At 33.4% G+C, this 12,231-nt stretch carries 9 protein-coding genes; 3 read left to right on the forward strand and 6 right to left on the reverse strand.

Annotation, left to right across the window (positions count from 1 at the left end; all coding sequences use genetic code 11):
- Positions 1 to 44: 44 nt before the first annotated feature.
- The 3 genes from FF125_RS04080 to FF125_RS04090 are packed head-to-tail and all read left to right on the forward strand — an operon-like array spanning position 45 to position 4,702.
- Complete coding sequence (locus FF125_RS04080; protein ID WP_250629681.1) at positions 45 to 1,178, forward strand: AGE family epimerase/isomerase; 1,134 nt, start codon at positions 45 to 47, stop codon at positions 1,176 to 1,178.
- Positions 1,179 to 1,181: 3 nt separating this feature from the next.
- Complete coding sequence (locus FF125_RS04085) at positions 1,182 to 2,510, forward strand: glycoside hydrolase 5 family protein (protein ID WP_138948582.1); 1,329 nt, start codon at positions 1,182 to 1,184, stop codon at positions 2,508 to 2,510.
- Positions 2,511 to 2,566: 56 nt separating this feature from the next.
- Positions 2,567 to 4,702: a glycoside hydrolase family 9 protein gene (locus FF125_RS04090; RefSeq protein WP_138948583.1), complete on the forward strand. Its 2,136-nt coding sequence runs from the start codon at positions 2,567 to 2,569 to the stop codon at positions 4,700 to 4,702.
- A gap of 73 nt (positions 4,703 to 4,775) precedes the next feature.
- On the opposite strand, the gene FF125_RS04095 is transcribed toward FF125_RS04090, so the two are convergent.
- From FF125_RS04095 to FF125_RS04120, 6 genes are all read right to left on the reverse strand, one after another.
- Positions 4,776 to 5,591, reverse strand: a complete 816-nt coding sequence (locus FF125_RS04095) for a ThuA domain-containing protein (RefSeq protein WP_138948584.1) — start codon at positions 5,589 to 5,591, stop codon at positions 4,776 to 4,778.
- 57 nt (positions 5,592 to 5,648) lie between these two features.
- Positions 5,649 to 7,190 (reverse strand): TolB family protein, encoded by a 1,542-nt coding sequence (locus tag FF125_RS04100; protein WP_138948585.1) that lies wholly within the window; start codon positions 7,188 to 7,190, stop codon positions 5,649 to 5,651.
- A gap of 53 nt (positions 7,191 to 7,243) precedes the next feature.
- Positions 7,244 to 8,620, reverse strand: coding sequence for a GH1 family beta-glucosidase (locus FF125_RS04105; RefSeq protein WP_138948586.1), 1,377 nt, complete (start codon positions 8,618 to 8,620; stop codon positions 7,244 to 7,246).
- An 11-nt stretch (positions 8,621 to 8,631) separates the two neighbouring features.
- Complete coding sequence (locus tag FF125_RS04110) at positions 8,632 to 10,002, reverse strand: sialate O-acetylesterase (protein ID WP_138948587.1); 1,371 nt, start codon at positions 10,000 to 10,002, stop codon at positions 8,632 to 8,634.
- Positions 10,003 to 10,057: 55 nt separating this feature from the next.
- Positions 10,058 to 11,155: an SGNH/GDSL hydrolase family protein gene (locus FF125_RS04115; protein WP_138948588.1), complete on the reverse strand. Its 1,098-nt coding sequence runs from the start codon at positions 11,153 to 11,155 to the stop codon at positions 10,058 to 10,060.
- 92 nt (positions 11,156 to 11,247) lie between these two features.
- Positions 11,248 to 12,120, reverse strand: coding sequence for a helix-turn-helix domain-containing protein (locus FF125_RS04120; RefSeq protein WP_138948589.1), 873 nt, complete (start codon positions 12,118 to 12,120; stop codon positions 11,248 to 11,250).
- Positions 12,121 to 12,231 lie beyond the last annotated feature (111 nt).

Genomic DNA, 12,231 nt, shown 5'->3' on the forward strand with positions numbered 1-12,231 from the left:
CTAATGCTTATTCCCAACTAAAAAACGAACTGAACATTGAGTTAATGAATGTGCTAAATTACTGGTCATTAAATACTTTAGATCATAACCATGGCGGTTTTTTAGGTAAAATTAATCACTTCAATGTTGTCGTGCCAAAAGCCTCTAAAGGTATTATTTTAAATACACGAATTCTTTGGTCATTTTCAGCAGCTTCAAATCATCTAAAAACAAATGAATACAGGTCAATTTGCGATAGAGCGTATACCTATTTAAAAAGCTATTTTAAAGATTCAAACCACAAAGGTGTTTTTTGGGAGTTAGATTATAAAGGAAATCCGATAAACACGCGAAAGCAAGTTTATGCTCAAGCCTTTACTATTTATGCACTGTCTGAATACTATATGTTTACAGAAAATGAAGAGGCTAAAATTTGGGCACTAGAAATTTTTAACCTTCTTGAAAAATATGCCAAAGATGATGTGAATGTTGGCTACTTCGAGGCATTTAATGAAACTTGGAGTCCGATTCAAGATATGAGATTAAGTGAAAAGGATATGAATGCATCTAAAACGATGAATACACACCTTCATATTTTAGAAGCATATACCGCTTTGTTAAAAATTTGTGATAATGGCGAGTTAAAAGCATCATTAAAACATTTGATTGAAATATTCTTTGAAAAATTTCTTAATTCTAATAATCATTTTGATTTGTTTTTTGATGATCAATGGAATTTGTTAGGTAATACCATTTCTTATGGACATGATATTGAAGCAGCTTGGTTATTGATAGAAGCAGCTAAGCTTGTTGAAGATGAAGCCTTACTGAATAAAGCAAACAAATTAGCAATAATGATAGCTGATTCTTTTTTAAATGAGGGAATAGATAGTGAAGGGGCTGTAATAAATGAAAAGAATTTAGATACCAATCATATTGATACTGATAGGCATTGGTGGCCCCAAGTAGAAGCACTTGTAGGGTTGAATTATGCTTATAATTTAAAAAAGAATCAGAGGTACATTGAAAGTTCATTAAAGATTTGGGAATTCACAAAAAAGTACCTGATTGATTATGAAAATGGAGAGTGGTTTTTTAGAGTCGATAAAAACGGTGCCCCTTATAGAGAGGAAGATAAAGTAAGTATGTGGAAAGCACCTTACCACACCTCAAGGGCATTTATAATCTTAAACAGTTAGAATATGAAAAAAACAACATTAATGTATTTTATGGCTTGTGTTATTCTGTTGTTCTCATGCAAGAATAAACAATCTGATGATGATAATAGTGATACTAATACTAATGCTATTCCTTTAATAACGGTTAAAGATTCTAAATTTTACAAAGGTGAAGCTCCATATTATTTCGTGGGTACAAATTATTGGTATGGTCCTTTAATAGCCGCCAAAAACATTGGAGATCGTGATCGGTTAATTAAAGAGTTAGACCTTATGAAATCAGTAGGTATTGATAATCTGCGTATTTTAGTGGGAGCGGAAGGTGATGGAGGTGATTCTAGAGTGCATCCAGCTTTGCAGCCAGAACAGGGTGTGTATAATGAAGATTTACTTGATGGATTGGATTTTTTAATGTCAGAAATGCGTAAGAGAAATATGTACGCCGTTTTGTATTTAAATAATAATTGGATCTGGTCTGGTGGTATGTCTGAGTATTTGCAATGGAATGGGTATGGAGAAGTTCCTAATCCGTTTTTAGAACAATATTCATGGGATCAGTACATGACTTATACAAGTCAATTTCACTCTTGTAAGCCTTGTAAAGAAGCATTTTATAACCATGTAAAATTCATTATACAACGTACAAATATTTATACGGGTTTAAAATACTCAGAAGATAATACAGTTATGTCTTGGCAAGTTGCTAACGAACCAAGAGTTTTAATGAGTCCTGATCATGAAAAAGCTTTTACGTCATGGCTTAATGAAACCATAGATTTAATAGCTTCATTAGATCCAAACCATTTAATATCAACAGGTACCGAAGGTAAGCACGGTTTTTTACAAGATATAGATATGTATGAAAGAGTGCATACGAATAAGAACATTGATTATTTGGTAATGCACATGTGGCCCAAAAATTGGGGTTGGTACGATATTGATAATGAAAAGGAATCTACACTACTTTCTATTGAAAAAGCAACTACTTATATGGATGAACATATACTGGTTGCTCAAAGATTGCAGAAGCCCATTGTAATGTCGGAATTTGGCTTTCCACGTGAAAAGGAAAGTTTATCAAAAGAAGCTTCCGTTGCAAATAGAAATATTTTTTACAATGCCATTTTTGATAGAATTACAGAGAGTAAAAAGAAGCAAGGCGTTTTGGCAGGTTTAAATTTTTGGGGATTTGCCGGCTATGCAAAAACGAATCCTGATAATGGAAAATGGATGCATGGTGATGATTTTACTGCAGATCCACCCCAAGAACCTCAAGGTTTAAATTCTGTATTTGCTTCAGATACTTCAACGCTCAAGATAATTAAGAAAGCGAATAAGCAATTAATGGAATAGTTTGAAATTCTTAACTATTGTTTTCATTTCGTAATTTTATATCATATACAAATAGCATGAAATATTATATTCTAGTTGTGTTCATCAGTATTTCATTTTTGATGCAATCGCAAACACTGTCGAAATACATTGTAGTTGATCAATTTGGGTATCGTCCTGATTCTGAAAAAATTGCTGTTATGAGAGATCCTGTAACGGGTTTTGATGCCTCAGAATCGTTTTCTCCAGGTGTTCAATATGCTTTAGTTAACGTTAATAGTGGTGCAACTGTTTATACTGGAAATATAGTTTCTTTCAATTCAGGTTTAGTAGATCCGTCATCGGGTGATAGAGCTTGGTGGTTCGATTTTTCGTCCTACCAAACTCCAGGCACTTATTATATTCTCGATGTAACTAAAAATCTAAAATCATACGATTTTGTCATCAATGATAATGTTTATGAAGAGGTTTTAAAACATGCTTTTCGTACTTTTTTCTATCAACGAGCCGGGTATTCTAAAGGTGTGCAATATGCTGGTGCAAAATGGTCTGATGGAGCAAGTCATTTGGCAGCATTACAAGATTCGGAGTGCAGAAAATTTGATACACCTAATGATGCCTCTTCGCAAAAGGATTTAAGTGGAGGATGGTATGATGCAGGCGATTACAATAAGTATACCTCATGGACGGCTAATTATATTGTTAGCTTATTAAAAGCGTATAAAAAAAATCCTGATGCATGTGGAGATAATTATAACTTGCCTTATTCTGGAAATGGTATTCCTGATCTAATTGATGAAGTAAAATGGGGGCTCGATTACTTGCTAAAATTGCAGGAAACCAATGGTTCCATGATAAGTGTTGTAAGTCTTTCGCAAGCTTCACCGCCGTCTTCAACTACGGGAAGAAGTTTGTATGGAGGTGTAAATACATCTGGTACGTTGGCTTCTGCAGCTGCATTTGCTTATGGGGCTAAAGTATTTAATGAAATGGGAATGACTGTATATGGGGCTGATCTTTTACAAAGTGCGACCAATGCTTGGAATTGGGCAGATAATAACCCGAATGTTGTTTGGGAAAATAATAGTGCTTCTTATAATTCAGTGGGCATTGGTGCTGGTCAACAAGAAACGAATGATTATGGCAGATTGGCTTTAAAAGTAAAGGCGGCAACCTATTTGTTTGATCTTACAAATAATGTAACCTACAAGACATTTGTAGAGAATAATTATCAAGATATTCATTTAATGCTTTGGAATTTTGCGTTCCCCTTTGAACATGAAGATCAAGAGTCGTTGTTGTATTATGCCAGTCTCACGGGAGTATCTTCAGCAGTTGCTAACGCGATAAAAAATACCTATAAAAACGCCATGCAATCTTCAAGAAATTTTGGAGGTTTAACAAATGAATTAGACCCGTACTTAGCACATTTGGAGGACTATGTTTGGGGGAGTAATGGTACAAAGTCAAAAAAGGGACTTATGTTTTCAGATTATGTAGGTTACAATATTGATAATACGAATAATGAAGATGCTTTAAGAGCTGCAGAGCGTTATTTACATTACCTTCATGGAGTAAATCCTTTAAACTTTTGTTATCTCTCAAATATGTATGATTACGGGGCTGATAATGGTGTAAATGAATTTTATCATGCATGGTTTGCAGATGGAACGGATTGGGATAATGTGCAGAATGATTCAAAAGGGCCTGCTCCGGGGTTTTTAACGGGTGGACCAAATCCTAGTTATGATTGGGATGATTGTTGTTCATCAGGAGGTTGCAGTGGTCAAACGTGCAATACGGCTCAGGTTAGTAGAATTAAAGGGCAGCCTAAGCAAAAAGCCTATGATGATTTTAATACAACTTGGCCAATGAATTCTTGGGAGGTTACCGAAAATAGTAATGGTTATCAAGTTGCGTACATAAGTTTACTATCACAATTTGTTGCCAAAAGTGGTTCTTTATCAGTAAATGAAAACGAAAATAATTCACTTAAAGTAAAATATTTTCCAAATCCTTTCCATGAAGAATTAAATATTGAAGTCAGTGAAAATTTTAGTTATACTTTTTATGATGTAACAGGGAGGGCAATCAGCTCAGGTAATTGCGATGCTCATTGTAAAATTAATGAAGTTGCTGTAATACCAGGTATTTACCTTTTAAAAATTAGAACTTTGTATGGTTCGAAAATCTTAAAAGTAATCAAGCAATAGACAATTTTTCGACACTTATTAATACTAAACAAAACACTCCGATGAGGTCTAAATCTGAGATTCTTTATGTCATCTATTTGTCTTTAATGCCTTTGCCCGTTGCAGCATAATAGATCCCTCCGTATAAATGATCTTTAAACCATTGATTTTCATATACTTTTTCGATATGTCCTAAAGCAGTATAAAAAGACCGTCCACCATCAAATTCATGATACCACGAAATTGGATGAAAATTACCCATCCCTTTTCCAGTTCGGTCAACCATTTTACCATTTTTATCCATATCCCTGTTTTTCCAAGTAGCTGCAGGGGTATAATAATTTTCATCTACAGTAATAAGATAATTTAAATCACTTACTTTTTCTTCACCAAATTCATACCATTCATCCGTCCATAAAAGTTCATTAGGAAAATGTTCTAAGCCTGGAAAATTATGATTGATAATATTAAGTTTGGCTGTTTGTATTACGGGATGTATATGAAACATTCTACCTACAAGTTTGGTGTACCAATCCCACTCGTATTCTGTATCTGATGCTGCATGGATACCAACATATCCCTTACCAGATTTAATAAAGTTTTCAAAGGCTTTCTGCTCATCGTCATCAAAAATGTTTGCTGTGGTATTTAAAAAGATTACGGCATCCATATTTTTTAACCCATCTTCGGAAATTTTTATGGCTTCTTGTTGTCTTACGACTTTAAAATTATGTGTTGCAGCCAATTCATTGATGGCTGTAATTCCATTTGGAATTGATTCATGATGCCATCCTGCGGTTTCTGTAATTAATAAAACTGTAAATTGTTGCTGGGCAATACTATTCTTAGGAACGAATAGGCCCAAGGAAATGATACATATAAATTGAATAAATCTTTTTTTAAAAATCATTTGAAATAAGTATTGAATCAGTTTAATATTTTTTACTAAAAAATGTCTTTACACTAATTATAGATTATCGGAATTAGTGATAAATGCTAAATGTTTACTGTCTTTTGACCAACTAGGAACGTTTAAAGTGCCTTGACCACCATAAATGTATGCAATAATTTTTTGAGTGCCACCTTCCATAGGCATTAATCGTAAGGTGCAATGCTTATAAAAAGGATGACTACCAAATGCAATAGATGGTGGGAAAGAAATAAAAGCTATCCACTTGCCATTAGGAGAGACATGTGGAAACCAATCTTTAAAATTAGTATTAAAAGTTAATTGTGTAGGATTGCTTCCATCGGCTTCCATTCTCCATAATTGCATATTACCCGTTCTGTTAGAATTAAAAAAGATGTACTTTCCGTCTGGTGAATATTCAGATCCGTCATCAAGATCTTTGGTGTCTGTTAACTGTGTCTCTTTTCTTGATTCAATTTCGATACTAAAGATGTCATATTTATTATTTCGGTGACCCGTAAAAATTAATTTTTTATTGTCAGGTGAAATTCCATGTAAATAAGAAGCTCCAACACCATCAGGGGTAATCTTTCTTGGTGTTGAATCACCTTTTGGATCCATAATATAGATAGATGAGATTCCATTATCTTTTTGATTATGATGGCTTATGCCTAATACTTTTTCGTCAAAGGAAAATACATGGTCATTATTATTACTAGTGGCAAATCCTGTTTCTATCTGTTTTACTTCCTTTGTTTTAATATCAAAATTATATAAGAATCCATTCGAGTTGTAAACCAACTCTTTATCTTGATTAATCCAGTTAGGAGCCTGAAGTGAATGCCCTGAACTAAGTAATGTTTTTCGCTTTCCAGTCTCTACATTCATTATTTCTAAGGTACTTCCTATATAGTCTCTATATTCCACAAAATCTTTGGAGGCTGGCTTAACAATACGGACATTACTAAATATAGCTTTTTCTATAACATCCGGATTATGAGAACATACATATAAACCTACGAATACCTCATTTCTTAATTGTACTCCCTCTAACTTTGTTGTTACTAGTGAATCACCAAATTTGGCAGTTGACATGTAATATTCATTCCCTCGACGTTCTAATTGAACAACATCTGGCATTTTATTATCTGATTCAATTATTTGCTCCGTTTCTCCTCCATTCGTTTTTCGGTATTGTAAAGATGTTAATCCATCTCCATGAATTGAGGCATGTACCTCTGGAGAGTTTGAACTTAAATTATTGCGAACCATCCAACCTATTTTACGATGTGGGTCTGTACCTTTTCCAACAAATTTCACTCTAGCTCGCAATATAAAATCACCTTGAATGGATTTGTAGATATATTGAAATTGATCATTTGCTCCCCAAACATTTACTCCAGAACCCGTAATTGTATATTCTTGTGTCTCCTTATTATAATCAATAGAGCCCTTAATGACAGGGTTTCCAATATTTGTTTGATTCTCAAAAATCCCATAGTTATTTGAATTTTTCATTCTTTGATTTGGTTTGATTGATTCTTGTCCATAAGAAAATAGAATACTCAAGGTAATGGTTATAAGAAATAGATGTTTCATAATCGATATTTTTAATTTGTTTTCCTTAGTATTCTAACATTAAATACAGAGTTTTACCATCCTTTATTTTTAATAGCTTCTTTAAACCAATTGGCAGATGCTTTAGGAATCCTTTCCATGGTTTTGTAATCTATATAGTTTATTCCAAATCGGATAGAATAGCCCGAAGCCCATTCGAAATTATCAAAGAGGCTCCACGCGAAATAGCCTTTTAGTTTTATTCCGTTTTCAATTGCTTTGTGGCAAGCCTCAAGATATTGTCTGTAATAATCTAATCTGTCTGTGTCATTTACTTTTCCATTTTCTAATTTGTCGTCACAGGCAAATCCGTTTTCAGTAATATAAATATCAGGATTGTTATATCGTTTACTAATCCAATCAAGTAATTTATAACAACCCCAAGGCACAACTGCCCAATTAAATTCTGTTAGAGGCCATGATTCATCTTGCGTTAGTAGTACATCTTGATCTTCAGAAATGCCTCCATTGCCATAAACGCTACTTTTTACGCCTTTGTTATCATCTTGGGCAGCGTACATTGTGGTGTAATGATTAAGTCCAAAAAAATCTGAAGAGTTTTTAATCAATTTTTTTTCGTCTACGGTAAATTTAGGCAGTCTATCTCCAAGTCTATCTTTCATTACTTTAGGATAATCTCCTAAGTAAATAGGATCTGCAAACCAGCCAATAAAAAATAAAAGAGCACGCTGGGCAGCTTCAATGTCTTCAGGTTTATCTGTAAGTGGTTCTCTCCAATCGCAATTATTTGTAATTCCTATGATACCATTTTGATGTGCAAATTCCGTTTTATATAAATTCACAGCATGGGCATGTGCTAATAATAAATGATGACCTACCAAATATGGCTCTGAATTAGAAACTCTACCTGGTGCAAAAACACCTTGACCATAGCCTAAGATAGAAACTACCCATGGTTCGTTAAGTGTTATCCAGTTTTTAACACGATCACCAAAATGTTTAAAACACACTTTTGCGTAAGCTTCAAAGTAGCAAGCAATATCTGGATTTAACCATCCATCATTTTCCATTTGAAGAGCTAAAGGTAAGTCCCAATGATATAAAGTTACCCAAGGGGTTATATCATTAGCTAACAATTCGTCAATTAAATTATTATAAAACTGGATGCCTTCTTCATTGATTTTCCCTTTCCCTTCTGGCATAATTCTAGACCAGGAAATGGAAAAGCGATAGGCGGTAAATCCTTGAGATTTTAATAAGGCAACATCTTCCTTGTAATTATGATAATGGTCTATGGCTTCATTTGCATTATCTCCATTTTTTATGCGATTAGGAATGGTGCAAAAAGCATCCCATATTGATGGTCCTTTTCCGTCAATGTTATGTGCACCTTCTATTTGGTAGGAAGAGGTGGCTGTACCCCATACAAAATCATTTGAAAATTTTATCATACGTTAATTGTCTATTTTGTTATAAAAGTTGAAGCAGGTAGGTTTGCTTTGTTAAATAAATTTGATTGTACGGTGTTGCCCCATGCAAATCTTACTTTTGTTGGATTTTTTACTTTTTTAGATGATACCTTTATGGTTTCCTTAAAAACTTTGGCTTTGGCTGGATAAAAATTACCATCATCACCAGCTACTTCAAATAATAGTTGCTTATTATTAAAGTACAGTCCTTCTGCATAGTCAAAATAAACATTTACTTTATTTTTGGTAACGCTAATTTTTTTGAATGATGGACCATTTACCAAGTCATTATTCTTTTTGTAATGTTTTGTCAAAGCTAAGTTTGCTAACCGTATTCCAACCGTTTTTTTATCTTTAGGATGTATGTCGTCTATAGTTGAAATGTCACTAGTTATAACCATATCGGTATTTGGAATTTCCATAGATACCACACGTTGAGCATCTCGTATTATGGCACCATTAAAATTATTTTCACCATATTGATACGGTGCAATTTGAACAATATAGAATGGAAAATCATTTTTCCATAAATTACGCCAAGACTTAATTAATGCTGGAAGTGTGTGGGTATAATTATTAGAACCAACATTTGCTTCTCCTTGATACCATAATGCACCTGCAATTGTGTAGTCTATCAACGGGTTTATCATCGCGTTAAAAGTTCTAGCTGGTTCTACTGGACCCCAAGGTACTGGTTTTAATGAATTTGCGGTTTTTAACAATAGTGTATCGTTGTTAATTACTTCTTCAGGCATCCAAGTTTCAGCCGGTGTACCACCCCAGGCTGAGATAATAAGCCCTACGGGTACATCAGGATCGACTTCTTGCAATCTTTTTGCGAAAAAATAAGCTAAAGCACTATTTTTTTTCATGGAAATAGGACTGCAAATTTCCCATTGAGAAACAATATTCAATTGTGGAAATTTTGCACTAATTTTTGGTGCGGTATAAAATCGAATAGTTGGTTGGTTGGCATTTTTCACTTCCTCTTCACCATTTTCAATACCCCATGCTGCAGACATTTCCATGTTAGATTGCCCAGAACACAGCCAGACCTCTCCAATTAAAATATCATTAAGAATTAGTGTATTATTGCCTTTGAAGGATATTGTAAAAGGTCCTCCAGCAGATGGAGTTGTAATAATAGTTTCCCAATATGCTTGGTTAGATCCTTTAACTTTATATGCTGTAGCACTCCAAGAGGGTGTTATGACAATTTCTTCATCTGGGTCCGACCATCCCCAGAGTTTAACTTCACTTTTTTGCTGCAATACCATATGGTCTGTCAATATGCTTGGTAGTCTGACGTCAGCAAATGCTATTTGCGAAACGATTAAGAAAATATATAATAAGTGTTTTTTCATATTTAATGATTTAAGGTTAGTGGTGGTCATTTTAATTTGTAGAGATTTCAAAAGATTAATTTAATATATTTTTAAAAAATGGTATTAATTTTTCTGCCATTTCTTTGTGCTCATCAGTATTAGGATGTGTAGAGCATCCATGGTTATAGATTTTATCAAATTCAAAAAGTAATATTTCCTTTTTTTTATTTGTAAGAAAGTAATTTTGGATGCTTTTTAAACATGAAACGAGTAGGTCGTTATTTTCACCTTCAATCATTGGGCTATTTAATACTACAATTTTTGCTTCAGGTTGGTGCGAAATCACCATTTTTAGAAAATTAATATAATTAGAAATAAATTTTTCTTTATTAAAAGGTAAACGCATTTTTATGCCATCACCATTAGACATGTCGTTTGTTCCAAGGCATATGCTAATAATATCTGGTTTGTAATTAAAACTATAAGGTTTGGAAGTATCAAGATTCATATATAGATTTTCATATACTTGTGGCATGATAGGTTCTTCGATATTTTCATCATTCCAATTTCTGTAGATTCCTATTCCTGACACAGAATTTAGTATATAATCTGCATGTAAGGCCCTTGCAACTCTTGGTCCGTAAGACATATATGCATTGTGTTGATCTATATATGAGTCCGAGCCACATGGGTTTTCGCTAGCGTCTGATGCGGCACCACAGGTAATTGAGTCGCCAATGAATGCTATCTTTATTTTATTCGTTTTTGTGTTTTTTACAAGTTCGTTTACTTCAATGCCTGCAAACAGTATTGCTCCGCTAGTGGCTTCTGTAGTTTTAAAAATTCTAAGTGTGTGTTCTTTGTCGGTTTTAGGAATTTTTATGGTATAAGGTCTTATTGAGTCGCTTTTTATTTTTATGCGTCCACTGTAATGGCCATCTATTTCTACGGTTACATAATTATAAGGTTCAAACTCTCCTTTTAAATAAACGTTGCAAAAGGTTCCCTTAAAAGTGGATGTCACGGAAGCTCCAGATGTAATTAAAGCTATGGTGCTGTCATTTATTACTTCAGTTCTACCTTGATAAGATAAATAGTGATTATTTGTTTTGTAAAATGTCGTTTTGTTCTTTTGTTGATGACATCCTGCCATTACAATAAAAAAAATGAGAAGATATATTTTGTTAAACATGTAGAAGTTTTAAACTATAAAGTTATGCTAAATCACTAAATCACGCTTAAAATTATTTATCAAATTGTGATATTATTAAAACAAAACTTAGGTTATAAAACTCTTTTGATGCCTTCAAATTCTTCTTTGTACTCGCTAGGGGTACAGTCTTTAACTTTCTTGAAGACTCGATTAAAGTTGGCTATATTATTAAAGCCGCATTTAAATGCAATTTCTCCAATGCTTAAATCCGTTTCTATCAGCCATCTAGTGGCGTAGCTTATTCGCGTGTCATTAGTGTACTCCACAAAAGTTTTTCCTGTGCGTTTTTTTATAAATCTGTTAAATGAAACGGCACTCATGTTTGCAAGTTCGGAAATCTCGTTAAGTGTGATTTTTCGTTCAAAATTTGCCTGAACATATTCATATACTTTTTTTATTTTTTTACTGTTTTCGAAATTTTCATTTTGTGATATATAGGTAGATAGTAGTCGCTGATTTCTTGAGTTTGCCAAGTCATGTAAAATAGAAATCAATTCTAGAAAATAATCTATACTATCAATTTTAGATAGTTTTAAGATTCTGGGCATTAAGTCTTGGGTAATTTTTTTTGAAAAAAGAATCCCATGATTTGCACGATTAAAAAGGTCTTTTATAGGTTTGAAAATCCTGCGAGATAACATTTTTGAATCAAATAAGTCATCGTGGAATTGAATAGTTATCTCATGAATATCTTTTTTATCACAATGATAGAGCTCCCAGCCATGTGACAAATTTGGGCCCACTAAAACAAGTTCAAGGTCATCAATTTCTTCTAAGCTATCACCAACAACTCGTCTTACTCCTTTTCCATTGTGAATGAAATTTAATTCATATTCAGGATGGAAATGAATTGGAAAGTCGAAGTCGTCTTTAACGCGGTCAAAAACCAAAAAACTATCTTCTGCGGCCAAAGGTGTTATTTCTCTATGAATGTCTTTATACATAATATTTAATTTGTAAATGGTAATATAATATCTATAAAGTGACAAATTACGATTTATATTTGGAAGTGTTGCTTTAGATCTATTTTTATTGATAATATGGAAGTTATTTGA

The organism is Aureibaculum algae, from assembly GCF_006065315.1.
GTDB classification, from domain to species: domain Bacteria; phylum Bacteroidota; class Bacteroidia; order Flavobacteriales; family Flavobacteriaceae; genus Aureibaculum; species Aureibaculum algae.